Source organism: Butyricicoccus porcorum (assembly GCF_002157465.1).
Taxonomy (GTDB): Bacteria; Bacillota; Clostridia; order Oscillospirales; family Butyricicoccaceae; genus Butyricicoccus_A; species Butyricicoccus_A porcorum.
In genome coordinates this window covers 63,245-87,964 of record NZ_NHOC01000010.1, presented here as the reverse complement: position 1 = coordinate 87,964, position 24,720 = coordinate 63,245, and the positions used below count along the sequence as shown (strand labels likewise).

The following is a 24,720-nucleotide window of genomic DNA, read 5'->3' as shown; positions in this document are numbered from 1 at the left end:
TTCGATTCATCTGGAAGGAGGATGTTCGATGGAAGATTGTCTGTTCTGTAAAATTATTGCAGGGGAAATCCCCTCCAAAAAGGTGTATGAGGATGATGATGTCTATGCATTTTATGACATCGACCCGCAGGCGCCGACACATTTCCTCGTGATTCCGAAGCAGCACATTCCGTCTGCGGCGGCAGTCACGCCGGAAAACAGCATGGTTGTGGCAAAGTGCTTTGAAGCCATTGCCAAAATCGCAAAGGAGATGGGCATGGAGAGCTTCCGTGTTGTCTCCAACATCGGTGAGCAGGCACAGCAGAGCGTGTTCCACCTGCATTTTCATGTGCTGTCCGGCCGTGATATGACATGGCCGCCCGGTTGATCTGCTGATATCGGAACATAGGCATTGTGAGGTGGCGCTGCTGTGCGGTGCCACCTTTCGCATCCTGTTCACAGATAGGGGGAGATTGCCATGCAGCGTCCGCTGATCTGGTTTTCTGTGGCGTTTGCTGTCGGCTGTGGGATTGCCCTGTTTGGCGTATCGATTCCGCTTGCGGCGGCTGTGCTCATGCTGGCTGCGTCTATTATCATCGGCAGGTTGGTTTCACCGACGATTCCGGTGTGTGTACTGCTGGCAGGACTGACCTGCGGCCTGGCATATACAGATGCGTATCACAGGTATATCACCGATCCGGTTTCCGGGCTGGAAGGGCTCTCACAACACATGACTGTCACTGCGGCAGATTATGCCGTGCAGTATGAAGACAGCCAGCGCCTCGAAGTGCGGGTTGACGGCAGCGACGTCGGGCTGAAAACCGGTTTCCGCACGCTGGCATATTTGCCGCTGACCGAGGAAGAAATCAAACCGGGCGATACGATTACCGGTAAATTTGAATTTTATATCTCTGGATTGCGGGAGGGCTTCGACCGCGAGAGCTATTACCGCTCACAGGGCTATTTTGTGCTGGCATCGGTGAATAAAAATGCGGAAATTACTGTCACACAGCCGGAATACCGTCCGCTCTCGTATTATCCCAAATTGTTCGCGCAGAAGCTGCGCGACGTATTTGCGCAGTATGGCACGGAACGACAGATATCTTTTTGGAATGCACTGGCGACCGGTGACCGATCCGATCTGACAACCGCAGACAGAGATCACCTTCGCAAGGCGGGGCTTTCGCATGTCATCGCACTGTCCGGCATGCATGTCGGCTTTTTGATTTCGCTGTTGCTGCTTGTATTCGGCAGGAAACTCGGCACAGCGCTCGGCATTCCCGCACTGCTTGCATTTTATCTGATGGTCGGCTGGTCACCGTCGGTTGTGCGCGCCTGTGTGATGTATGGGATTTTGCTGTTGTCCTTCTGGGTCAGACGGCAGAGCGACAGCATGAACTCGCTGTTCGCGGCGTTGCTGTTGATTCTGGTCATTTTGCCCGATTCGCTGACCTCTGTCAGTTTACAGCTCTCCTTTGCCGCAACATTTGGCATTCTGTGCTTTGCGTCGCGCATCCAATATCTGCTGGCGCTGCCGAAGCGCGTGCGGAATCCGGTCAAGCGTCTGTACCGGGTGTTGTCAGGTACAGTGGCCTGCACGGTCAGTTCGACCGCGATAACCGCGCCGATTTTGCTGTATCACTTTAGCTATCTGTCGGTATTTTCCGTGCTGTCCAATCTGCTTGCACTGTGGGCGGTGTCGTTGGTATTTCCGTTGCTGTTTATCGGCGGAGTTTCCGGATTGTTCGTGCCCACAGCAGCGGCAGTGCTGCTGACGCCCGCAGGCTGGCTGACCGATTATATTTTGTGGGTCAGTGACTGGATAGCAGGACTTCCATATGGACTTCTGTACTGCGAAAATCATGTCGATTTTGCCTTTGCCATTGTACTGAGCGCACTTGCCGCGCTGTTGCTGTGGAAGGGCAGCCGCCGCGTGCTTGCGGCAGGCATACCGCTGCTTGTACTGCTTGTCGTCGGAATCAGTGTCTGGCGCGGTACAGCGGTACAGAATGACCTGCATATTTCTGTGTTACCAGAGGGCAGCGGGCAGGCGATTGTCATTTCCTGCGGGGAACAGGCGGCGCTTATCGATTGCAGTGGTTCTGGCTATCACAATGCGGCGGAGGATGTCGCGGCATACCTCGACTGGTATGGCATCGATTCGCTCGATCTGGTCATTCTAACCTCGGTCGATCTCGGACATGCGCGCAATGTGTGCGAGCTGTTCCGGGAAATACCGGTAGAGCGTGTGCTTCTGCCACAGAAAAACCGGGAAAATAAGACCCCTTATCCCGAAGTCATCCAGACGATGGAAACACTGGGCATTTCCTATGAAATGCTGGCTCCGGAAACGGAGACCGCGGTGGGCAATGACTCACTCGGATTGTCCGTGCTCGGCACAGTCGAGCGCAAGCTGGTTGTACGCATCCAATCGGAAGATCAGGACATTGTGACGGTACATGCCCTGACACAGAATATGCTGCTGGAGCTGACCGATCAAACGCCGTTGCCCTGCGATACACTGCTGGTATCCGGTGGATTTTCCGAAAACACTGAGAAAATGCAGGAACTGCTGCGCCGTATTGCTCCCTCACAGATCGTGCTGGAAAGCGGCTGGGAGAGCGGCACAGATTACGGTGGGATTCCGATTGTCAACCCATATTACACAGGACAGATTGACTGGAAGACCGAACGGGATTAAGATAGACTGGAAGGGAGGCGTAGTATGCCGAAGAAACCGACAAAAGCTGACGGTGTGCAGCAGTTGAAAACTGACCTGAAAAATCACACCATCGGCTCGCTGTACCTGATCGGCGGGGAAGAGAGTTATCTCAAGGAGCATTATCTCGCTGCATTGGAAAAGGAGGTTGTTGATGAGACCTTCCGCGATTTTAATTACGATGTGTTTGAAGGAGCATCCCTGACTGTCGAGCGGCTGACAGAGGCTGTGGACAGCTATCCCGCAATGGCAGAGCGGCGCATGGTTGTTGTCAGGGATCTGGATGTATACAAGGCTCCTGCCGCAATGAAAGAGGAATTGCCCGGCATTCTGTCCGATTTGCCGGCATATGTATGCCTCGTTTTTTATTACGATACGGTTGCGTTGAAGCCAGATAAGCGCACCAAGCTGCACAGTATTATTACAAAAAACGGCTGTATTGCGGATTTTTCACACTTGGAACGGCATGACTTGATTCCCTGGGTTAAGCGGCATGCGAAGGATGCCGGCAAGGTGATCGACACCGATACGTGCGATTATCTGCTGTTCCTGTGCGGCACTTCGATGACCAATCTGACATTGGAAATCGAAAAAGCATGTGCGCACAGCGCGACAGATACTGTGAAACGCAGCGACATTGATGCCGTCTGCACAAAAGTGTTGGATGCAGTTACATTTGATCTGACCGATGCCATTACCGCACAGCGGTTTGACCGCGCGCTGGGATTGGTCAACGATCTGATTGCGCAGAAAAATGAGCCGATTGTGCTGCTCGCAGCGATTGCGCGCCATATCCAACGCCTGTATGCCGCAAAGCTCGCCATGCAGGCGCATAAAAGCGATAAAGAACTGATGGAACTGCTCGGCAGCAAATCGACATACTATGCGCGCAAAATGCGCGATTCCGCCGCGCGCCTGGACACGAAATGGCTGCGGCGAACACTGTTGCTGTGCGGCGAGAGCGATGTAGCGATGAAATCCGCCGGGGCGGACAGACAAAAGGTTCTGGAATTGATGCTGCTTCAGATGGCGGCGAACTTTGGAGAAAAGGCGGTGCGGAGATGATTCACATCCGCGAAGCGATTGTCGTAGAGGGCCGCTATGACGTCAACAAAATCAGGCAGCTGGTCGATACCGTTGTCATCGAGACCGGTGGCTTTGCGATTTTTAACAACAAAGAAAAGCTGGCGCTTATCCGCCGCATTGCGGCAGAGCGCGGCATTCTCGTGCTGACCGACAGCGACGGAGCAGGTTTTGTCATCCGAAATTATCTGCGCGGTGCCATTCCAAAGGGACAGGTGAGACACGCCTATATCCCACAGATCGCCGGCAAGGAACGACGCAAAGCACATGGCTCCAAGGAAGGAACGCTGGGTGTCGAGGGTGTACCGGATGCTGTTATTTTGCAGGCGCTCAAAAAAGCGGGTGTGACGTGTCTGCCGGAGGCGGATCACAACCCCAAAATCACAAAGGCAGATTTTTATGCGTGGGGCCTGTCCGGCGTACCGGGCAGCGATGCAAAGCGCAAAAAGCTGCTGCGCGCGCTCGACCTGCCGCAGCACATGACGGCGAACGCACTGCTCGAATTTATTAACGCCATTGCAGATTACGATGAGGTCAGACGTTTGATCGAGGGGCTGGCCGAATCATAATCCGCACACACAGCAGGCAGATTGCGCGATTTTCTACTTGACAACAGAAACGCTGTGTATGTATGATAAAAGAAATCTGTGTTGTTTCAGAACAAACAGGATCAGGAGGATGGAATCAATGAAACGTGGATATCACAGCACGCAGAGCAAATATTTTAACACGGTGCCCCGGTCGGAGTTTTTGGGACTGGCACTTGGCTTTGCGATTGGTATGTTTTTAACCGGCCTGTTCCGTATGGACAGCTCTGCACTGGAAATTGTCGGAGCAGTAATCGGTTTTGCAGTCGGCTATTGGATTGACGGAAAATATTTTGCGGAAAAGGATATTCCGGCAGAGCAGATTGAAGCGGAACAGGCGGAAGAAGCTGAAAAAGCTGACGACGCGGAGCAGTCCTGACGCTGCAGAAAATAAATCTGGGAAGGGAGTTCAGGCCGTGAGTGATTTTAGCCAAAGAGCCGAGCAGTTTCTCCGGCAGGCGGAGCAGCAGTATCAGCCGCCGTTTGAAACGCAATATGATGTGACGTGCTGTGGAAAGGTGTTTCCGATGGTCACAGGATATGAAAAGCGAGATCCCCGCTATTTGTTCGGAATCAAGTCTAATATTTCCAGAGAAAGTCTGTGCGGCGAATTGTGCTTTTTTGACTGCTGTGAGCAGCTGACAGAGGCATTGTTCGCGCAGTATCTGGAACTGTTTCGCAAAATTCAGGACGAACGGGTACCGTCCGGTGACCCGTCCCATGACTATACGCTGATTAGCTTTGTGCTTTGCACGGATGTCGTTGACCCGCGGATACAGCGCAAAATCAAGCGGAGTGAAGACTATCGCCAATACAAAAAAGGCGAATATGGCTGGAGTGCGCTGCGTATCTGTGTTGCTGACTTGTCGAAGCACACCTACTATTGCAATTCGATGGGCAAAGCAATTGTCGAATGCCTGACGCGTAATTCCGAACCGCAGCGGGAGAAAAAACGCTTCGGGCTGTTCTGAGTCCGTTTTTACTGTAGAGAAATGAAGAAGCTGACAACGGGATTGTCCCACTATTTTACAAAGGGGACAATCTTTTTATCCGCACACTGTTTAAATATGTGACAGACCTTTCCTGCTAAGCTGTTAATTTTTTACAACTTGAGAAATTATGCTGGGGAATTGTGAAAAGTTGCTAATATTCTCATTGCATATTGACAAATACTAGGAATTGTGTTAAAAAATAAATTGTGTAAAAAAGCACAAACTGAGGTGATTTCTGTGCCGAGAAAAGTGACGATCAATATGGTTGCAAAACAGGCGGGGTGTCGCGCGGCACGGTCGACCGTGTGCTCAATCAGCGTCCACATGTCAAGCCGGAGCTGCACGAGCGCATTGTCAAAGCAATGAAGGAGCTGGGTTATGTCCCCCCACGTGAAGATCAGGCAAAGGCACTTGGGCTCGCAGTACCATCTTTGCAGCCATCCGTGCTCGGTGTACTGCTGTCCAATGAGAAGGGACATTTTCGGAATGAAATTATGCGCGGTATCCGGGATGTGAAGGCGCTGCTCGCAGATTATTCCATTGAAGTTCTGGTTGAAGAGTGTGAAACCAATCTCCCCAGCGAAACGCTCGAACGTATAGACCATCTGATTGAGCAGGGTGCATGCGGGATAGCGATCTGCGCCATAGATCATAGCAAAATAGCGGAGAAAATCGACGAATTATACGATAAAAATATCCCTGTTGTGACATTCAATTCGGATATTTCCAATTGCAAGCGGCTGTGCTTTGTCGGCGAGGATGTTGTGAGTGGAGGCCGCGTTGCAGGCGAGCTGGTCTCCAAATACATCGGTCCTGACGATGCTTTCCTGGTCGCAATCGGAAATCCGGAATTTAATGGCCATCGACTTCGCTTGCAGGGCTTCTGCGAACGAATTTATGAAAAAGGCTTCAGCGGTGGACAGATTGAGCTGATTGAAACATACAATGATTACTCGCTCACTTACCGCAAGGTAAAGGAAGTGCTGGAGCGTGTACCGAATATCCGTGCGATTTATATGGCAAACCACAGCGTGACCGGTTGTGTGGATGCCATTCATGAGGTCGGACGCACGGGTGAGATCTTTGTGGTCAGCCACGACTTAACGGACTCCACCAAGCGACTTCTGAAAAGCGGCGATATCGATTTTGCCATTGCACAGGATATTTACCATCAAGGCTATCGTCCGCTCTGGGTTTTACGGAACTATGTGCAGAAGCATATAGAACGGTCTGATGAAACGGACAAAACATCAATTGACATTATTTGCTCGGAAAATCTGAGCACATTCACGTAAAGTCAACCACCATTCCAACAAAGATAGAATCTGAATGGACAGGAACCGACAGACAGGTTTCTGTCTTTTTTTGCGCAAAATTGTGCGATGCACTTCTGCGTACATGTGCACGCAACGACTTTTTTTCGGAATAATAGGGTGTCATGTGCAAAATACACAAAAAACAGAGGAAAAAATGTATAGACAAGTCCGGCTCTTGCAAGGAAAGGTACGCAAAATTGAAAAAATGATGGAAAAAGGAAAGCACAAAAAAGCACAAAATTTGCACAATTTATGATTTATCCTAAATTTAGCAACTTTTATGCCGATAAATAACGTTGACTTCGACAAAAATGTGTGATATAAAATAATTGTGCTTAATAACACAATAAAAACAAGGAGCACGGGTGAACGAATGGGACGTGTCACAATTCAAATGATTGCAGAAAACTCCGGCGTTTCACGCGGGACTGTCGATCGTGTGTTGCACAATCGGCCAAACGTGAAGCCTGAAGTTCGAGAGCATGTGCTGAAAACAGCCAAAAGACTGGGATATATTTCCTCACCCAAATTCGAGCATACGCTTGTAAAACGGATTGGCGTCCTGTTTCCCGGCAGCGGATGGTTTGACGCAAATCTGAGACGGGAATGGCTGCGGGGTGTCAATGATGCCAGGCATATGATCGAACCGCTCGGGTTTACTGTAGATGTGGTTGAGTGTGAAACCGATCTGCCGAATGAGTTTGTCGACCGAATAACTGAAATGCGAAAGCAGGGGATTGGCGGCATTGCTCTCTGCGTCAAGAACAGTCCCGTGATTCAGCGTCTGATTCTGGAATTGACATATGCTGATATTCCGGTTGTCACATACAACAGTGATATTCCGAACAGTGGACGTACTTGTTTCATCGGACAAGATCCCTATCAAAGCGGAAGGGTCGCCGCAGACCTGATCGTTAAAATGCTAAAGGAACAGGATGAGGTTCTTGTGGTCGTTGGAAACCTCGAAATCGATGGCCACAGGCAGCGCGTGCAGGGCTTTTGCGATAAATGCCGGGAAGTCGGCATTTCGTCCTATCGAATCACCATTATTGAGAGCTTCAACGAATATTTGCTTACATACGAAAAGGTCAGTGAGATTCTGGAGAAGCAGCCGAGGTTGTCCGCCATCTATATGGCGAATGAAAATGTCGTCGCGTGCACCGAGGCGGTCGCCGCCAGCGAACGCATGGACAGGATCATGATTGTGGGCAATGATCTCACCGCTGAGACCAAGCGTCTGCTGGCAGAAGATCGCATTGATTTCATTATTAAACAAGATATCTACTGGCAGGGTTACCAGCCGGTCATTCTGTTAAAAAATCTGATTTTATCACCGGAAACACCGGTAGAGCCGATTTCCTTCACGGAAATCAGTGTTGTAAATTCAGAAAACATGGGATGATATCCGTCCCTTGTCTGTTTTATTTCATTAGCCATAATTTATAATTATGATAAATTTGGAAAAGGAGAGTTATTATGAAAGTAGGAATTATTGGTGCGGGACGCATCGGCAAGGTTCATGCAAAGAACATTTCCATGTTTGTCCCGGAGATGGAGATCAAGACCATCGCGGATCCGTTTGCGAACGATGCAACTCGTGAGTTTGCGGCACAGTGCCACATCCCAAACGTTTCCACCGATCCGGCAGATATCCTGAACGATCCGGAGATTGAAGCAGTTCTGATCTGCTCCTCCACGGATACGCACTCTCATTTCATCATCGAAGCGGCGAAGGCAAAGAAGCATATCTTCTGTGAGAAGCCGATTGATTATGATCTGAACAAGGTTCACGAAGCAATCAATGCGGCAAAGGAAGCCGGCGTCAAGCTCCAGATCGGATTCTGCCGCCGCTTCGACCACAACCACCGTGCCGTATACGATATGGTTCAGAGCGGCAAGGTTGGCAAGGTCAACATCATTAAGGTGTCCTCCCGTGACCCGGAGCCCCCTCCGGTATCCTATGTCAAGGTTTCCGGCGGTATCTTTTATGACATGATGATCCACGACTTCGATATGGTTCGCTTCCTCGCGGGCTCTGAGGTAACGGAAGTCAGCGCATACGGTTCGGTTCTGGTTGATCCGGGCATTGGCGAGGCAGGCGACGTAGATACCGCAGTTGTCACCCTCAAGTTTGAGAACGGCGCAATCGGCATCATCGATAACTCCCGCAAGGCAGTTTATGGTTATGACCAGCGCGTTGAGGTCTTCGGTTCCGAGGGCTGCGCACAGGATGAAAACGATATCCCGTCCACCGCTGTTCTGTCCACTGCGGATGGCACAACCTATGGTACCGCATACAAGGTTATGTGGGATCGTTACACCGGTGCATTTGTCTCTGAGATGAAGGCATTTGCAGATGCTGTAATCAACGACACAGAGACCCCGGTAACCGGCGAAGACGGTCTGTATCCGGTTCTGATGGCTGCTGCTGCAACCAAGTCCCTGAAGGAAGGCCGTCCGGTCAAGATCTCGGAGGTAGAGTAACATGGCACTGAGAAAATGCGCGTGCATTGACACCCTGTATACCGAGCTGCCGTGGCTGGAACGCTTCCAGGCGGCAAAAGATGACGGCTTTGAAGCCGTAGAGTTCTGGGACTGGCGCATTCGTGATCTGGATGCGACCCGCGAAGCGGCGGAAAAGGCTGGCATTGCGATTTCCGGTTTCAACGGCGACGCAGATTACTCGCTCGTCGATCCGACGCACAAGGAAAAGTACATTGATTATTTGAAACAGTCGATTGCGGCGGCAAAGAAGGTCGGCGCTTCCAGCGTGACCATTCATTCCAACGCACTGGGCGACGGCGGCATTGTCGTTGACCACTATGACAACCTGTCACACACTGTCAAGCTGTGTTCGATGTACGACATGCTGCTGGAATGTGCCAAAATTGCAGAGGAAGAGGAAATGAACCTCAATCTGGAAGCACTGAACATCACAACCGACCATGTCGGCAATTTCCTCGAAACCACCCAGATGGGTGCAGAAATCTGCCGCCTGATTGGTTCCCCGCGCCTCAAGCTGTTGTACGATGTCTATCACATGCAGATCAACGAAGGCTGTATCTGTGACACCATCAGCAAGTACAGCGATCAGTTTGGCCACATTCATGTGGCAGATGCGCCGGGCCGCCACGAGCCGGGCACGGGCGAGATCAACTATACCAAGGTGATCCGTCATCTGGAGGCCTGCGGTTATACCGGCCGCGTCGGCTATGAGCTGTTCCCGTCCACCGACACAAAGACCGCTGTTAAGGCAATCATGGAGAACTGCTGAATTTATCTATCGTGAAACATCGGGAGGACCTTTCTTCCGATGTTTCTGAATAGAACAAAAGAAAAGGAGTAAAGGAGAAACAAGGTATGTTGAAAAAAAGATTGATGGCCATGTTGATGGCAGGCGTAATGGCAACGACATTGACCGCATGCGGCGGCAGTTCCTCTGGCGGAGACAGCTCTGCGAGTAGTTCGGGCAGCACAGGAGCTGACAACGGCGACATCAAGATCAGCTTCATCATGAAAACTCTGGCTTCCGAGCACTGGCAGTTTATGAAAGCTGGTGCAGAAGCAGCTTCGGAAGATCTGGGCGTTACTGTCGATATCAAGGGACCTCCGTCTGAGACCTCTTACGACGAGCAGCAGAACCAGATCGAGACTGACCTCGCGGCTGACTACGATGCGTACTGCATCGCTCCGTTACAGTCTGACCTGGTTGCAAACCTGATTTCTGGTCAGACCACCCCGATTATTGCAGTCGATACCAACATTGATGCACCGGAAGTTATTTCTTTCGTAGGTACTGGTAACGAGGCAGCTGCTAAGGCCGGCGCAGAGGCTGCTGTAAAGCTCGCCAAGGAAGCTGGTTGGGCGGAAGTCAACTGCATCGAAATTGCAGGCGTTCAGGGTGACGCAACCAATACTGCTCGTATGACTGGTTATCAGAAGGGCATCGAGGAGAGCGGCGGCACATTCCTGGCGGACGAGACTCAGTATGCAGATGCAGTCGCTGACAAAGCTGTTAACGCTATGGAAGCTATCATGCAGACCCATCCGGAAGGCGTTGCAATCATTTGCGCAAATAACGACGACATGGCGGTTGCAGCAGCTCGTACTGCTCAGGAATCCGGCAATGAAAACTACAAGAACACCATCTTCCTCGGCTTTGACGGACAGATCACGGCTTGTGAATCCATTCTGAACGGCCAGCTGACCCTGACTGCTGCACAGCAGGCATATGACATGGGCTATCTGGCAGTTGAGACTGCACTGAAGGCAGCTAAGGGTGAAGAGGTCGACGAAGTTGTCGATTCCGGTACTGAAATCGTTACCAAGGATAATGCACAGGAGCGCATTGACAGACTGAATGGTTACCTCGGAAAGTAATATGTTTGATGTACAGGATCTGCGGCGGCAGCGCCACAGATCTTGTACATAGGAAAATGAATATGGAACAGGTGGAGATTATATCACCTGTTCCATTTCATGCAACCGATTTAACGGAGAAAAGGGTGAACTGTCAATGAGTGAATATATCGTAGAGCTGCGGGATTGTACCAAAACATTCCCGGGTGTTGTGGCTCTCGACAAGATGCAGCTTGCGGTCAAGCCTGGCGAAATCCTCGGTCTGATCGGTGAGAACGGCGCAGGCAAGTCTACATTGATTAAAGTGCTTACCGGTGTCCATCAGCCGGATGAGGGCGAAATTTATGTCAATGGCGAGCGGAAAACCTTCCGCAATCCGAATGAATCCGCAGCGGCAGGCATTGCCTGTGTCTATCAGGAGCTGAACATTGAGAAACTGCTCAGCATTACCGATAATATTTTTATCAATAAGTGGATCAAGGGCAAAAACGGACTGCTGGATTACAAGACAATGAACAAAAAGGCAAAGGAAGTCATGGCTTCCCTCGGACAGGATGTTGATCCGGAGAAGCCGGCTGGAACCTTTGGCATGGGCGTTCAGCAGATGATCGAAATCGCAAAAGCGGTTCTGATCGACGCAAAAATGATTATTATGGATGAGCCGACCTCCTCGCTCGGCGAAAAAGAGGTTGCTCAGCTTATGAAAACCTGCCGCGAGCTCCGCGACCGCGGCATTGGTATTGTATTTGTATCTCACAAGCTGGAAGAGCTGTTTGAGCTGTGTGACCGCGTCACAGTTATCCGTGACGGCCAGTATATCGACACGCGCGATATCAAGGACTGGACAAATGATTCTCTGATTTCCGCAATGGTCGGCCGTACACTGGACAATCTGTTCCCGAAGGAATTCGGCAAAAAGGGCGATGTCGCCCTCAAGGTCGAAGGCCTGGAGGAAGGCGGCGTACTGTTTGGCGTCGACTTTGAAGCGTACAGCGGTCAGATTCTGGGCTTTGCCGGACTGGTTGGTGCAGGCCGAACGGAGACTATGCGTGCAATTTTCGGCGCTGATCCGATTGACGGCGGCAAGATTTATATCCACGGCAAAGAGGTTCATATCAAGAGCCCGCGTCAGGCCATCAAAGAGGGCATTGCATTCCTCACTGAAGACCGAAAGGGACAGGGCCTTGTATTGGCGCAGACCATCCGCACCAATCTGATTCTTGCGAACATGAAGGGTTTCCAGTCCGGATTGTTCCTCGATGAGAAAAAGATTGAGGAGCGGGGCGAAGAGAACATCAATTCGCTCCGTATCAAGACACCGTCCATCGATGAAATCGTAGGACAGCTGTCCGGCGGCAATCAGCAAAAGGTCGTCATCGGCAAATGGGTCAATACGGATGCGGATATCTACATCTTCGATGAGCCAACCCGTGGCATCGATGTCGGCGCAAAGATCGAGGTTTACAATGTCATGAACCGCCTTGTCAAGGAAGGTAAGTGCGTCATCATGGTTTCGTCTGAAATGCCGGAGATTCTCGGTATGTCCGACCGCGTTGTTGTCATGCGCGGCGGCAGGGTCATGGCGACCGTAGACCGCGACAGCAAACACTTTAACCAGGAAAGCCTGATGAAGGCAGCATGGGGAGGTACGTTAGATGAATAAGAAAAAGAAATCCAATGGCAGTTCCATTCTTGGAACACTGGCGGCGCTGATTATTCTGTGCGTCGTACTTACGATTTGCAGCAATAAATTCCTTACTTACAGCAACATCATGTCTGTCCTGAAGCAGACTACATTTACAGCACTGCTGGCAAGCGGCATGCTGCTCTGCCTGATTACCGCAGGTATCGACCTTTCGGTCGGCGCGAACGCGACCTTCTGTGCCTGCGTCATGGGCATGATGGTCAAGGCTGGTATCACCAATCCGGTTCTTTTGCTGGTTGTCGCACTGGTTGTCGGCACGCTTATCGGTCTGATTAACGGCCTGCTGCTGACCCGCCTGCATCTGCCGCATCCGTTCGTATCTACCCTCGGCATGAAGAACTTCCTGTGGGGTGCTTCGCTGCTGGTTACCGGTTCTCAGATGATTTCCGGTTTCCCGAAGGGAGTTACAGCTCTCGGTTCCGCAACCATCGGCGGTTTCCCGGTCAGCTTTATTGTCCTGATCGTGATCTATATCATCATGCATATTATGTTGACCCGCACTGCACTGGGCCGTTCCATTTACTGCGCAGGCGGCAACATGGAAGCAACCCGTCTGTCGGGCATCAACTCCGCGAATGTTCTGACATTCTGCTACGTGGTATCCGGCTTCATGGCGGCACTGGCAGGCATCGTATCTGTTGGCCGTTCCGGCATCTGCAACGGCGCAAATGCAATCCAGCCGTATGACACCGACGCAATTGCAGCCTGTGTTATCGGCGGTGCATCGTTCATGGGCGGCAAGGGCACCATGGCCGGCACGCTGATCGGCGCTCTGGTCATCGCAGTTCTGCGCAACGGCTTCACGCTGCTGGCAATTGACTCTTCGATTCAGAACATGGTTCTCGGTCTGGTTATCATCGGCGCGGTTCTGCTCGATGTCACCCGTGAGTCCATGGCAGCAAAGGCTCGCCGCAAGGAAGCTGCTGCCAAGGCATAAGTTTTGATTTTCAGTTTCTTCTCTTCATTTACTTTTATTCACGAGTGGACCTGCTGTAAAGCAGGTCCACTTGCCATCAAATATCTGAAGCATCCTGCAACAGAATGGATCTCTTCGGACATGCTTCCACAGTCACAGCAGGTTCCATGACTTGCTGTGACTCTCTCAAAAACCCCAATCAGAGCCTGCTGCCTCAATGGACAGCAGGCTTCTGATTTTCTCAGAAAAAGAAGAAAAGCGCCGGATCAGATCACTCTCCAATCCAGCGCATTTTCAGGTTAGCCCAGACGCCTTTTGAAATCATCATATCCGAAGGATACAAGCTGTTTGAGCGTTCGGTCAGCACGCAGCAGCCAGATATCGGGCAGCGGCATGCCATTAAAAGTGTTATTTTTGCATGTAGTATAAATTGCCATATCTCCGAAAACCAGGCGGTCGCCTTCGCGAAGCGGTGCGGGAAAGCTATAGTCGCCAATGATATCTCCCGCCAGACAGGTGGGACCGCCAAGGCGGTAGGTATGCGCGTGAACACCTGCGTCGCCCGCACCATAGAGCGGCGGTCGATAAGGCATTTCAATGACATCCGGCGTGTGGCAGGCAGCTGACATGTCGAGAATCGCCGGATAAGTGGTACCGTTTTGCAGGACATCGAGAACCTCTGTGACCAGATATCCGGCATTGAGTGCACACGCTTCTCCTGGCTCAAGATAAACCGTGACACCATAGCGGTCACGCGTTCGTACAATCAGCCGTTCCAGACGGCGGATATCGTAATCACGGCGTGTAATATGATGACCGCCGCCGAAATTGATCCAGCTCATATGTGACAAAATATCGCCGAATTTCTGTTCAACAGCATCCAGCGTTGTCTCCAGCGCGTCGGCGTTCTGCTCGCACAGGGTATGAAAATGCAGCCCGTCCAACAGACCAAATAATTCCGGTGTTATCGCGGCATCCCATTGAGCGCGTGTGGTGCCCAGTCTGCTGCCCGGCGCACAGGGATCATAAATTTCATGCCCATCCTGTGTGGAGCATTCCGGATTGATACGCAAACCGATGCTTTTCCCTGCATCCTTTGCACGTGCACCGAATTTTTTCAGCTGGCGCGGAGAGTTGAATACAATATGGTCGGCGTATTGCAGCAGTTCTGGAAATTCGCGCTCGCGGTATGCTCCGCAGAAAACATGTACCTCGCCTTGAGGCATTTCCTCTTTGCCGAGGCGTGCTTCATATAACCCGCTTGCCTCTGTACCACACAGGTACGGCGCAAGTACGGGGTACAGTGGGAAGTTGGAAAACGCCTTTTGAGCGAGCAGGATGCGGCATCCGGTGCGCTGTTGTACACCACGCAGAATCTTACCATTTTGCAGCAACTGTGCTTCGTCCAACACATAGCACGGAGTTGGCAGATCGGCGAACAGCTGTGTGACATCCAAACCGGACAGTCCGGCGAATGGTGGACGTATATCTTTGTTCTGCATCAGTCAACCAGCACCGGCGCATGGCTTTCACTGCGCGGCAGTCCATATTTATCCAGCGCATCCAGATACGGATCCGGATCGAATTCTTCGACCGTGTAAACGCCGGGTTTGTTCCATTTGCCGGTCAGCAGCATGAGCGCACCACACATTGCGGGAACGCCGGTGGTGTACGAAACCGCCTGTGAACCGACTTCTTTGTAGCAGGCTTCGTGGTCACAGATGTTATAGATATAGTAGGTCTTATCCTTGCCATCTTTTTTGCCGGTAAAGATACAGCCGATGTTGGTCTTGCCCTTGGTGCGCGGGCCAAGCGTCGCCGGATCAGGGAGCAGTGCTTTAAGGAACTGAATCGGGACGATTTCTTTGCCTTCAAATAGAATCGGTGTAGTCGACAGCATGCCGACATTTTCCAGACAGCGCATGTGGTCGAGGTAGCTTTGACCGAAGGTCATGAAGAAGCGAATGCGCCGGACACCCGGAATGTTCTGTGCCAGTGATTCGATTTCCTCGTGGTGCAGCAGATACATGTCCTTGTGTCCAACCTGATCAAAATCATATTCGCGCTTGATGCTCATCGCAGGAATCTCTACCCAATGACCATTCTCCCAGTAACTGCCCGGCGCAGATACCTCACGCAGGTTGATCTCCGGGTTGAAATTGGTGGCGAAGGGATAGCTGTGATCGCCGCCGTTGCAGTCGAGAATGTCGATGGTGTCAATCTGGTCAAATTCGTGCTTTGCTGCGTAAGCGCAATATGCCTGCGTGACACCGGGGTCAAAGCCGCTGCCGAGCAGGGCAGTGAGTCCGGCCTGTTCAAACTTTTCGCGGTATGCCCACTGCCAGCTATAGTCAAAATACGCGGAGAAGCCTTCTTTTTCACAGCGAGCTTCATAAATCCTGCGCCATGCCGGATCATCAGTGTCCTCCGGCTCATAATTGGCGGTATCCATATAATTCACTCCACACGCAAGGCATGCATCCATGATGGTCAGATCCTGATAGGGCAGGGCGATGTTCATAACGAGCTCTGGCTGATAAGAGCGAATCAGTGCAATGACCTCGTCCGTGTTATCCGCGTTGACCTGTGCAGTGGTAATCTTCGTGGAGGTTGTAGGAGCCAGCTTTGCCGCCAGCTTATCGCACTTGGATTTGGTGCGGCTGGCGATGCAGATTTCGGTAAACACATCGCTTACCTGACAGCACTTGTGAATGGCGACGGATGCAACGCCGCCGCAGCCGATGATAAGAACCTTGCTCATGATTGATCTCCTTTTTGGCAGAATATGGGGTGGTTAGTTGCTTCGATTGCGTGCAAGGGCGAGCATCAGCTCGCGCAGAACTTTGCATGCGAGTGCGGTGGAAGCGCCGGATGCATCGAGCATCGGCGCAAGTTCATTGATGTCAGCTGCAACAACATGGGTGCGGCTGACCTGTTGAATGGCGTGCAACAGGGAAGGGAAATCCACACCGCCCGCCTCCGGCGTACCAGTACCGGGGAAGCAGGACGGGTCGAGACAGTCGAGATCGATGGTGAAATACACCGGTGTGTCTGCTGCGATTAGCGGCTGAAGGACATCCTCCAACCCGTCAAAGGAAAATTTGTGCATATCTGTATGAATATCGGCAAACTGGAATTCCTCCCGGTCACCGCTGCGAATGCAGAACTGGTGAATGCGCCCGTCACCCATCAGATCGTAACAGCGGTGCAGGACACAGGCGTGGCTGAGCTGCACGCCGAGATAGTCCTCGCGCAGATCTGCGTGCGCGTCAAAATGGATGATATGCAGATTGGGAAAGTGGTTCAGCGCCGCACGCACGGCACCGAGTGTGACCAGATGCTCTCCGCCCATCAGCAGCGGCAGCTTTCCGTCCGAAAGAATCACCTCTGCCCGCTCCTGAATGGCTTCCAGTGCCAGCTCGCTGCTGCCAAAGCACAGCTCGAGATCGCCGCTGTCAAAAATCGCATAATCAGTCAGGTCAGCATCCTGATAGGGGCTGTAGGTTTCGAGACCAAAGCTTTCATGCCGCATTGCGGATGGGCCGAAGCGTGCACCCGGACGATAACTGGTGGTGGAATCAAACGGCGCGCCAAACAGCACGAGATCGGCAGATGTATAATCCGCATCACAGCCGAGAAAGGTCTCTATGTTGGGCGAAAGCATCACTCCACCTCCTCAAGCATGCGTTCCAGAAAAGCAGGAAGATAAAACGCGCCGATGTGCAGACGAGTTGTATAATAGCGCGTGCGCAGGTGATGTGCATTCCACGCAGCACTATCCAGATCGTCAATCGGATGAAATTTTTTGCTGGCGAAGCCGAACAGCCAGTAACCTGCGGCGTACGTCGGGATATGTGCCTGATAGACACGGCTGATGGGGAAGGTGCTTGCAATGCGCTTATGACTGCGCTGCATGGCGTGCGCATCCTCGGCATAAAATGGGCTGCCCTGCTGGTTGACCATAATGCCGTCCTTTTTCAACGCTTTGTAACAGTTTCCGTAAAATTCTCGCGTAAATAAGCCTTCGGACGGGCCGAATGGGTCGTTGGAATCGACGATGATGAGATCATATTCCTCCTCACAGCGTCGAATAAATTTCAGGCCGTTTTCAAAATAGATGTGCACGCGTTCGTCGTCCAGGCGGCACGCATTGTCCGTCAGGTACTGGCGGCACGCCTCTACAACCAGTTCATCCATTTCTACGAGATCAATGCGTCTGATTTGCTCATAGCGCGTCAGCTCGCGCACGACACCGCCATCCCCTGCGCCGATAACCAGCACTTTGGTGATATCCGGATGTACTGCCATGGGGACATGGACGATCATTTCGTCGTAAATAAATTCGTCGCGCTCGGTCAGCATAATATTGCCGTCCAGCGCCAGCACACGCCCAAATTCGGGTGTGTCAAACACATCAATGCGCTGATAATCACTCTGTTTGGAATACAGTTGACGGTTGACACGCAGACTGAGCTTGACGTCCTCGGTGTGATTTTCACTGAACCATAATTCCATTGTCCGCCTCCTTACTGCAATACATTGAGCTGTTCGATGTTCGGGTCTTCCGGGCCGGTCATGCTACAGCCCTTTGCCTTGGCATATTCAATATAATTTAAAATTTCGCGTGTGATTTTTTCACCTGGTGCCAGAATCGGGATGCCGGGCGGATAGCACATGACAAATTCACTGCAAATACGTCCTTCGGTTTCGCGCAGCGGCAGGCTGACTTTTTCGGCATAAAAAGCCTCCTGCGGGGTGGCGACAACTTCCGGGTCGATATACTCCTGGCTGAGCATGCCGCTCGGGTCGCGCTGAAAACGACGTCGAATCTCTGCCAGTGCACTGACCAGACGTTCGACCTCCTGTACGCGGTCTCCGATAGACAGGTAGGCCAGAATGTTGCCGATGTCACCGAATTCGATCTGAATATCGTAGTCATCGCGGAGAATATCATACACCTCAATACCCGCCAGACCAATATCACGCGTGTGAATGCTGAGCTTGGTTGGGTCAAACGCATAGATTGCGTCGCCGTCCACCAGTTCCTGACCAAATGCATCATACCCGCCGATCAGATTGATTTCACTGCGCGCATATTCGGCCAGCAGGCGCACCTGCTCGAAGACCTTCCGGCCGCGCAGCGCCAGATTCCGGCGGGAGATATCCAGGCTGGACATGAGCAGGTAACTGCCGGACGTCGTTTGAGCCAGATTGATGATCTGTCGGACATACCCGGCATGGACATTGGGGCCGGTCAGCAGAAAACTGGACTGGGTCAGGCTGCCGCCGCTCTTGTGCATGGACACAGCAGCCATATCTGCCCCCGCTGCCATAGCGGAAACCGGAAAATTCTCGCCAAAATAGAAATGTGTACCGTGTGCTTCATCGACAAGGCAGAGCATGCCCGCTGCATGTACCATACGGACGATCTCACGAAGGTCAGAACAGATACCGTAATAGGTCGGATTGTTGACCAGAACGGCAACTGCACGCGGATGCTCTGCAATTGCTTTGGCGACTTGCTCGCGCTTCATGCCGAGTGAGATGCCGAGCCGTGTGTCGACCTCCGGGTTGATATAGACGGGAACTGCACCGCAAAGCACCAGCGCATTGATGACGCTGCGGTGTACATTGCGGGGAAGAATGATCTCATCGCCGCGCTTGCAGGCAGTGAGCACCATGCTTTGTACTGCGCTGGTCGTGCCGCCCACCATCAAAAAAGCCTGTGCTGCACCGAATGCATCGGCGGCCAGTTGCTCCGCTTCACGGATGACGGAAACCGGATGGCACAGATTATCCAACGGTTTCATGCTGTTTACATCCACACCAACGCACTGATGCCCAAGAAATGCCGTCAGTTCGGGATTGCCGCGACCGCGTTTGTGCCCCGGAACATCAAAGGGAACCACCCGAATGCGGCGGAACTGTTCCAGCGCTTCATGAATCGGCGCACGATTCTGATCGAGTGCATATGTCGAATTCCCCATTCTCTCACCTCATTTTTTCAAAAAAAATAAAACGCAGGACCTGCGCCATACTTTGAGCGCTGTCTTGCGTTTCCATTGTGCTGACAAAATGAGAACCTGCTGTGCTACGTCCGGTTGACCTGCCATGCGGGCACAGGGCAACAGAAGGGAGGTTCTTTTTGAAATTACATTGGATATTGTCAGAGTCTATATAGCAATCATACTTTTACTACTCGTATTGACCGTTTCACAAGCAGCACCCCGTGGGCGCTATTCGGTTTATAAGAAACCAACTGGTTGTTAAGCAACCAACTTATAAAATTTGAGCTTTTAACTCAATCAATAGGCAACAATGTTGCCAGTCGGCAGTGGACCCGGCTGTCCGTATGGCCTTGACTTCATCTGTGAAGTGGTCCAAGAATAATTGCTTTAGAAAGACTCTGTCAATCTATCTTTCCAAAACTGGAATCATTGTAGCATGTCACAGAAATCCTGTCAAGAAATTTCTCTGAGATCAATTCCAGACATGCCTTGAGAAAGGGCTGAAAGTATTTTCCATGATTAAATTGATTATTTTTTGATTATAAGATATAATTCTTTATATGTCGTTTTTGTCGGGCACCTTGTGTTCCCGTCGAAATCAGATAAAATATAAAGAAATTTTTCAGATAGGAGAGAGAAATGCTTCAGATCATTGAACAAATCAACACATATGTGAACAATTTTATCTGGGGAATTCCGGCCATGATTTGTATCATTGGCGTGGGATTATATCTGAGTATTCGGACCCGGTTTATACAGATTCGCAAATTTCCACTTGCGGTAAAAACGGTTCTGGGCAGGCTTTTCCGGAAGGATGAAGCCGGGGACGGCTCCATGACACCGTTCCAGGCGGTCTGCACAGCGCTGGCGGGAACAGTAGGAACCGGAAACATTGCCGGTGTTGCCGGAGCCATCGCAATCGGCGGTCCCGGCGCAGTCTTCTGGATGTGGTGTTCTGCATTCCTCGGCATGTGCACCAAATTCGCAGAAGTCACGCTCGCCGTCCATTTCCGCGAACGCAATTCAGACGGTGACTGGGTCGGCGGCCCGATGTATTACATCAAAAACGGCCTGAGCAAGCACTGGCATTGGCTCGCCGCCGCCTTTTCACTGTTTGGCGTGCTCACGGTATTCGGCACAGGCAATGCGACGCAGGTCAATACCATTATTACATCCATCGATTCTGCACTTTTTAGCTATGGTGTGTTGTCGGAATCTTTTGCAGGCACGTTTAATCTGATTGTCGGTATTGTTATTGCAGGTCTGGTTGCATTGATCCTGCTGGGTGGAATTAAACGCATCGGAACTGTCACGGAAAAGCTGGTTCCGTTTATGGCGCTGCTTTATATCATCCTCGCATGTGGTGTCGTTGCCATCAACTATCGGCGTATTCCTGAGGTGTTTTATTCTATTGTTTATGGCGCATTCTCCCCGCGCTCCATCACAGGTGGTGCGGTAGGCACGTTTTTCATGAGCATGAAAAAGGGCGTTTCCAGAGGCATTTTCTCCAATGAGGCGGGACTCGGCACGGGTTCCATTGCACACGCCTGTGCCGATACAAGTGATGCGGTCAAGCAGGGTCTTTTCGGTATTTTTGAGGTATTTACTGACACCATCGTCATCTGTACGCTGACTGCACTGGTTATCCTGTGCAGCGGTATTCCGGTGAGCTACGGTGAGGCCGTCGGTGCAGAATTGACGATTCAGGGCTTTGTTTCGATATATGGCAACTGGGTTACTATTTTTACTGCAATTGCCATGTGCAGCTTTGCATTTTCCACAATTCTCGGCTGGGGTCTGTATGGCTCGCGCTGCATCGAATTTCTGTTCCATTCCAATAAGGTAATCAAGCCGTTCATGGTTGTATATTCACTGGTTTCCATCATCGGCGCTACCATCGATCTTGGCCTTCTGTGGGATATCGCAGAAACGTTTAACGGACTGATGGCCATTCCCAACCTGATTGCGCTGTTCCTTCTGTCCGGAACAGTCGTTCAACTGGTCAGGGAATATTTTGCGAAAAAACAGAGCAAATCCTGATTTTTCGCAGTACACAAGTACATAGAACTGTGATAATCCTCTGCCGGTTTTTCCGGCAGGGGATTTTTTATTGTCATGACCTGCTTTTTCTTATATGGAGTGAATCTGCTTGACAGGTAAACGATGGTTTACTATAATATAGGTAAACGAATGTTTACTTCACAGATAGGAGCATTATGAGCAATACAAAGGAGAACATCCTGCTGACAGCCCTCCGGCTGTTTGCCAGAGATGGATATGAAGCGGTTTCGGTCAGTCAGATTGCCGGTGCGCTTGGAATGACGAAAGGCGCCTTGTATAAGCATTATAAAAACAAACGGGATATTTTTGACAGTATCCTTGTGCGTATGGAGCAGATGGATGCTGAACACGCCCGCCGGTACGAAGTTCCGGAGGGAACGTTGGAACAATCAGCAGAGGATTATCAGAACACATCAATCGAACAGATCATTGTATTCAGCAAAGCACAGTTTCAGTATTGGACAGAGGAGGAGTTTTCGTCCTGCTTCCGAAAAATGCTGACATTGGAACAGTACCGGAATGAGGAAATGGGCGCATTGTATCAGCAGTATCTCGGATTAGGGCCGCTTCAATATGTGACAGATCTGTTCACAAGCCTGAACATTCCGGATGCACGCGAACAGGCCGTTGCGTTTTATGCTCCTATGTATTTGCTGTACAGCTGTTATGACGGCACAACGGACAAAACCGCAGTTGCAGCCTTGCTGGACAGTCATTTTGAAAAAATGCGAAGCAGGCTTACGAAACAATACCAATAGAAAGTGGTGAAAGATATGACCATACGAAAAGAACAGCCAAACGACTATTTTACAGTGGAAAATCTGACGCGCGAAGCCTTCTGGAATGTGTACCGTCCCGGTTGCATGGAGCATTATGTGCTGCATATGCTGCGGACGGATCCCTCTTTTGTGTCAGAGCTGGATTATGTGATAGAAGAAGAAGGGAAAATCATTGCGCATATTGCATATGCTGAGGGCGTGCTCAGAACAGAAGCTGGCACACAGAGACTGCTGCTGTTCGGCCCAGTCAGTGTTTTACCGGAGCAGCAGGGCAGGGGATACGGTGCACAACTGATTTCATTCACGTTAGAAAAAGCAAAAGAGCTGGGCTATCCTGCGGTTGTCATCACGGGGAATCCGGACTACTACAGCCGATTTGGGTTTGAAAGTGCTTCAAAATATGGTATTTTTTACGAAGGTATGGATCCAACGGAAGAAGCTCCGTTTTTTATGGTGAAGTTTCTACAGGATGCTGCTGCCGGAACTATCCGGGGCGTTTATTCCGACCCGCCCTGTTATTTTACAGCGCCTGATCTTGTCGAAGCGTTTGATCGCCAATTCCCTCCCAAAAAGAAGGAAAAACATCCAGGACAGCTTGAATAAATACAGGCATACCCTCTTGCGCATGTACTGACTTTGTGGTATTATACAAATACTCTTTGCACTGCATACCTCTACAGTACAAACTGAACAGGCCGGAGCGACGCGCTCGGAGCCGGGTCACACATGTGACAGTGGAAGGATCACCCACGGGACAGTAAGTTACATTACTGGTTTCGTGGGTGTTTTTTATTGTTGGAACCTCCGCGAAGCAGATGTCATAGAGTTGTCACACATTTATTTTGGAGGTAACTGATATGAAAAATCATCCGAAAACCTGCTCTCCTGCGGAATTTGAGCGGGTTGCTACAAAAGTATCCATGGTCAGTATCGTGGGCAATCTGATCCTTTCCGTCTTCAAGGCATTGGCCGGTGTGATTGCACATTCTGGCGCCATGATCAGCGATGCGGTGCATTCCGCATCCGATGTATTCAGCAGTATCATTGTCATCATTGGCGTAAGAATCTCCGCCAAAGCGTCGGATGACGAGCATCCATATGGTCATGAACGATTTGAATGCGTGGCTGCGATTGTCCTTTCCGTGGTGCTTTTTCTCACAGGACTGATGATTGGCATTGGTGCTGTCCGCAATATTGCCGGAGGTGACTATCAAAATCTGACGGTACCCGGCGTGTTATCTTTGGCCGCCGCATTTATTTCCATTATCGTCAAAGAAGCCATGTACTGGTACACCCGCTCTTATGCCGAACGCTATGATTCCAGTGCACTGATGGCAGATGCCTGGCACCATCGCAGCGATGCACTTTCCTCTGTCGGTGCACTGATCGGTATTGCCGCGGCCAGAATGGGCTTTCCGGTGATGGATGCGGTTGCAAGTCTCGTAATTTGTTTTTTTATCGCCAAAGCCGCCTATGATATTTTTAAGGACGCGATTGACAAAATGGTCGATCACTCTTGTGAAAAAGAAACCGAAGCAGCTTTGCTCGACTGTGCGAGCAGTCAGCAGGGCGTACTCGGAGTTGATGTGCTGCACACCCGCGTGTTCGGCAATAAAATCTATGTGGATATTGAAATTTCAGCGGACAGCAGTTTGTCTCTTGCGGAAGGTCACCAGATTGCAGAGCAGGTGCATACTGCAATCGAGCAGCAATTCCCCAAGGTAAAACATATTATGGTTCATGTCAATCCCTCGGAGGTCTCCGTTGCGGCAGCCTTACCTGAGCAGTCAGAAAAAACAGCGACAAAAAACAGCTGATTTATATTTTATGCGCTGAAATTTTTAAATCATAAATATCAGATGTTGACAATCGCTGCTGCCGGATTTATAGTATAGAAAAGTTCAAATGATCCCGTTTTATCAGAGCCAGACGCTTAGACGCAGAGCCTGTCCTTCCAGATGGAAGGCGGTTCTGCGTTTTTATTGCAGAAACAGGAGGAATGAGTTATGTCAGTTATTATAGCTTTCATGATGTATGCCGTTATCATCGCGATTGTGGCAGCTGTGGCATACCTTGTCATTAAAAAAGCAGTCAAGGATGCCCTGTGTGAGTATGACCGGGAGAAGCACAATTGAAACACGCATCCCGCTTGGGCTTGCCATTCAAGCGGGATGCACCAGGGCAGACTCTGAATCTAAAGACGAAAAGCGGTTGAT

The 24,720-nt window shown here is 50.9% G+C and carries 23 protein-coding genes, 1 pseudogene and 1 riboswitch; of the genes and pseudogenes, 19 read left to right on the top strand and 5 right to left on the bottom strand.

Annotated elements, in window-relative coordinates; all coding sequences use genetic code 11:
• Positions 1-28 precede the first annotated feature (28 nt).
• The 14 genes and pseudogenes from CBW42_RS11325 to CBW42_RS11260 all read left to right on the top strand — a co-directional run bounded on the left by CBW42_RS11325 (position 29) and on the right by CBW42_RS11260 (position 13,677).
• Complete coding sequence (locus CBW42_RS11325; protein ID WP_087021522.1) at positions 29-367, top strand: histidine triad nucleotide-binding protein; 339 nt, start codon at positions 29-31, stop codon at positions 365-367.
• Positions 368-457: 90 nt separating this feature from the next.
• Complete coding sequence (locus CBW42_RS11320; protein WP_087021519.1) at positions 458-2,680, top strand: ComEC/Rec2 family competence protein; 2,223 nt, start codon at positions 458-460, stop codon at positions 2,678-2,680.
• Between the two features lie 24 nt (positions 2,681-2,704).
• Positions 2,705-3,763 carry a DNA polymerase III subunit delta gene (holA, locus tag CBW42_RS11315; protein ID WP_087021517.1) on the top strand — a complete coding sequence of 353 codons (1,059 nt, stop codon included), beginning with the start codon at positions 2,705-2,707 and terminating at the stop codon, positions 3,761-3,763.
• Positions 3,760-4,350, top strand: coding sequence for a toprim domain-containing protein (locus CBW42_RS11310; RefSeq protein ID WP_087021514.1), 591 nt, complete (start codon positions 3,760-3,762; stop codon positions 4,348-4,350). The genes holA and CBW42_RS11310 overlap by 4 nt, the downstream gene beginning before the upstream one ends.
• A gap of 118 nt (positions 4,351-4,468) precedes the next feature.
• Entirely contained in the window at positions 4,469-4,747 is a 279-nt protein-coding gene (locus CBW42_RS11305) for a hypothetical protein (protein WP_087021511.1), read from the top strand.
• A 37-nt stretch (positions 4,748-4,784) separates the two neighbouring features.
• On the top strand, positions 4,785-5,339 hold the full coding sequence (locus tag CBW42_RS11300; protein WP_087021508.1) for a hypothetical protein: 555 nt from the start codon (positions 4,785-4,787) through the stop codon (positions 5,337-5,339).
• Between the two features lie 302 nt (positions 5,340-5,641).
• Positions 5,642-6,655, top strand: coding sequence for a LacI family DNA-binding transcriptional regulator (locus CBW42_RS11295; protein ID WP_242969864.1), 1,014 nt, complete (start codon positions 5,642-5,644; stop codon positions 6,653-6,655).
• 394 nt (positions 6,656-7,049) lie between these two features.
• A pseudogene (locus CBW42_RS15425) lies at positions 7,050-7,181 on the top strand (LacI family DNA-binding transcriptional regulator); the annotation flags it as partial.
• A gap of 132 nt (positions 7,182-7,313) precedes the next feature.
• A complete protein-coding gene (locus CBW42_RS11285) occupies positions 7,314-8,078 on the top strand; it encodes a substrate-binding domain-containing protein (RefSeq protein WP_242969863.1) in 765 nt (254 codons plus the stop codon).
• Positions 8,079-8,149: 71 nt separating this feature from the next.
• On the top strand, positions 8,150-9,160 hold the full coding sequence (gene iolG / locus CBW42_RS11280) for an inositol 2-dehydrogenase (protein WP_087021499.1): 1,011 nt from the start codon (positions 8,150-8,152) through the stop codon (positions 9,158-9,160).
• 1 nt (position 9,161) lies between these two features.
• Positions 9,162-9,950, top strand: coding sequence for a TIM barrel protein (locus CBW42_RS11275; RefSeq protein ID WP_087020295.1), 789 nt, complete (start codon positions 9,162-9,164; stop codon positions 9,948-9,950).
• An 86-nt stretch (positions 9,951-10,036) separates the two neighbouring features.
• Positions 10,037-11,056, top strand: a complete 1,020-nt coding sequence (locus CBW42_RS11270; RefSeq protein WP_087021496.1) for a sugar ABC transporter substrate-binding protein — start codon at positions 10,037-10,039, stop codon at positions 11,054-11,056.
• Between the two features lie 136 nt (positions 11,057-11,192).
• Complete coding sequence (locus CBW42_RS11265; protein ID WP_087021493.1) at positions 11,193-12,698, top strand: sugar ABC transporter ATP-binding protein; 1,506 nt, start codon at positions 11,193-11,195, stop codon at positions 12,696-12,698.
• The gene (locus tag CBW42_RS11260) at positions 12,691-13,677 is read left to right on the top strand and encodes an ABC transporter permease (RefSeq protein WP_087021491.1); all 987 of its coding nucleotides are present in this window, start codon (positions 12,691-12,693) and stop codon (positions 13,675-13,677) included. Before CBW42_RS11265 ends, CBW42_RS11260 begins: the two co-directional genes overlap by 8 nt.
• Positions 13,678-13,955: 278 nt before the next feature.
• Here the strand turns inward: CBW42_RS11260 and nspC are convergent, their stop codons facing one another.
• From nspC to CBW42_RS11235, 5 genes are read right to left on the bottom strand one after another with little or no spacing between them, the layout of a single operon-like run.
• On the bottom strand, positions 13,956-15,158 hold the full coding sequence (gene nspC / locus CBW42_RS11255) for a carboxynorspermidine decarboxylase (protein WP_087021488.1): 1,203 nt from the start codon (positions 15,156-15,158) through the stop codon (positions 13,956-13,958).
• Positions 15,158-16,417 carry a saccharopine dehydrogenase family protein gene (locus tag CBW42_RS11250; RefSeq protein ID WP_087021485.1) on the bottom strand — a complete coding sequence of 420 codons (1,260 nt, stop codon included), beginning with the start codon at positions 16,415-16,417 and terminating at the stop codon, positions 15,158-15,160. Before CBW42_RS11250 ends, nspC begins: the two co-directional genes overlap by 1 nt.
• A 33-nt stretch (positions 16,418-16,450) precedes the next feature.
• Positions 16,451-17,320 (bottom strand): agmatinase, encoded by an 870-nt coding sequence (gene speB, locus CBW42_RS11245; RefSeq protein ID WP_087021482.1) that lies wholly within the window; start codon positions 17,318-17,320, stop codon positions 16,451-16,453.
• Entirely contained in the window at positions 17,320-18,171 is an 852-nt protein-coding gene (gene speE / locus CBW42_RS11240) for a polyamine aminopropyltransferase (protein ID WP_087021479.1), read from the bottom strand. The genes speB and speE overlap by 1 nt, the downstream gene beginning before the upstream one ends.
• 11 nt (positions 18,172-18,182) lie before the next feature.
• Positions 18,183-19,643: an aminotransferase class I/II-fold pyridoxal phosphate-dependent enzyme gene (locus CBW42_RS11235; protein ID WP_087021474.1), complete on the bottom strand. Its 1,461-nt coding sequence runs from the start codon at positions 19,641-19,643 to the stop codon at positions 18,183-18,185.
• Between the two features lie 660 nt (positions 19,644-20,303).
• Between CBW42_RS11235 and CBW42_RS11230 the strand changes: the two genes are divergently transcribed.
• From CBW42_RS11230 to CBW42_RS15175, 5 genes are all read left to right on the top strand, one after another.
• Entirely contained in the window at positions 20,304-21,704 is a 1,401-nt protein-coding gene (locus CBW42_RS11230) for an alanine/glycine:cation symporter family protein (RefSeq protein WP_087021471.1), read from the top strand.
• A 176-nt stretch (positions 21,705-21,880) separates the two neighbouring features.
• Entirely contained in the window at positions 21,881-22,483 is a 603-nt protein-coding gene (locus tag CBW42_RS11225) for a helix-turn-helix domain-containing protein (RefSeq protein WP_087021467.1), read from the top strand.
• Positions 22,484-22,498: 15 nt separating this feature from the next.
• Entirely contained in the window at positions 22,499-23,107 is a 609-nt protein-coding gene (locus CBW42_RS11220) for a GNAT family N-acetyltransferase (protein ID WP_087021464.1), read from the top strand.
• Positions 23,108-23,180: 73 nt separating this feature from the next.
• Positions 23,181-23,264: riboswitch (NiCo riboswitch) on the top strand.
• A gap of 97 nt (positions 23,265-23,361) precedes the next feature.
• Positions 23,362-24,321 (top strand): cation diffusion facilitator family transporter, encoded by a 960-nt coding sequence (locus tag CBW42_RS11215; protein WP_087021462.1) that lies wholly within the window; start codon positions 23,362-23,364, stop codon positions 24,319-24,321.
• A gap of 189 nt (positions 24,322-24,510) precedes the next feature.
• Positions 24,511-24,639 (top strand): hypothetical protein, encoded by a 129-nt coding sequence (locus CBW42_RS15175; protein WP_273348988.1) that lies wholly within the window; start codon positions 24,511-24,513, stop codon positions 24,637-24,639.
• Positions 24,640-24,720: the final 81 nt, after the last annotated feature.

Bases quoted from the DNA above. Each gene is read 5' to 3' on its own strand.
- CBW42_RS11275 (WP_087020295.1), top strand. From the start codon at position 9,162: ATGGCACTGAGAAAATGCGCGTGCATTGACACCCTGTATACCGAGCTG.
- speE (WP_087021479.1), bottom strand. From the start codon at position 18,171: ATGGAATTATGGTTCAGTGAAAATCACACCGAGGACGTCAAGCTCAGT.
- CBW42_RS11310 (WP_087021514.1), top strand. From the start codon at position 3,760: ATGATTCACATCCGCGAAGCGATTGTCGTAGAGGGCCGCTATGACGTC.
- holA (WP_087021517.1), top strand. From the start codon at position 2,705: ATGCCGAAGAAACCGACAAAAGCTGACGGTGTGCAGCAGTTGAAAACT.
- nspC (WP_087021488.1), bottom strand. From the start codon at position 15,158: ATGCAGAACAAAGATATACGTCCACCATTCGCCGGACTGTCCGGTTTG.
- CBW42_RS11270 (WP_087021496.1), top strand. From the start codon at position 10,037: ATGTTGAAAAAAAGATTGATGGCCATGTTGATGGCAGGCGTAATGGCA.
- CBW42_RS11230 (WP_087021471.1), top strand. From the start codon at position 20,304: ATGCTTCAGATCATTGAACAAATCAACACATATGTGAACAATTTTATC.
- CBW42_RS11325 (WP_087021522.1), top strand. From the start codon at position 29: ATGGAAGATTGTCTGTTCTGTAAAATTATTGCAGGGGAAATCCCCTCC.
- CBW42_RS11320 (WP_087021519.1), top strand. From the start codon at position 458: ATGCAGCGTCCGCTGATCTGGTTTTCTGTGGCGTTTGCTGTCGGCTGT.
- CBW42_RS11215 (WP_087021462.1), top strand. From the start codon at position 23,362: ATGAAAAATCATCCGAAAACCTGCTCTCCTGCGGAATTTGAGCGGGTT.
- CBW42_RS11265 (WP_087021493.1), top strand. From the start codon at position 11,193: ATGAGTGAATATATCGTAGAGCTGCGGGATTGTACCAAAACATTCCCG.
- CBW42_RS11250 (WP_087021485.1), bottom strand. From the start codon at position 16,417: ATGAGCAAGGTTCTTATCATCGGCTGCGGCGGCGTTGCATCCGTCGCC.
- CBW42_RS15175 (WP_273348988.1), top strand. From the start codon at position 24,511: ATGTCAGTTATTATAGCTTTCATGATGTATGCCGTTATCATCGCGATT.
- speB (WP_087021482.1), bottom strand. From the start codon at position 17,320: ATGCTTTCGCCCAACATAGAGACCTTTCTCGGCTGTGATGCGGATTAT.
- CBW42_RS11220 (WP_087021464.1), top strand. From the start codon at position 22,499: ATGACCATACGAAAAGAACAGCCAAACGACTATTTTACAGTGGAAAAT.
- CBW42_RS11285 (WP_242969863.1), top strand. From the start codon at position 7,314: ATGATCGAACCGCTCGGGTTTACTGTAGATGTGGTTGAGTGTGAAACC.
- CBW42_RS11225 (WP_087021467.1), top strand. From the start codon at position 21,881: ATGAGCAATACAAAGGAGAACATCCTGCTGACAGCCCTCCGGCTGTTT.
- CBW42_RS11235 (WP_087021474.1), bottom strand. From the start codon at position 19,643: ATGGGGAATTCGACATATGCACTCGATCAGAATCGTGCGCCGATTCAT.
- CBW42_RS11305 (WP_087021511.1), top strand. From the start codon at position 4,469: ATGAAACGTGGATATCACAGCACGCAGAGCAAATATTTTAACACGGTG.
- CBW42_RS11260 (WP_087021491.1), top strand. From the start codon at position 12,691: ATGAATAAGAAAAAGAAATCCAATGGCAGTTCCATTCTTGGAACACTG.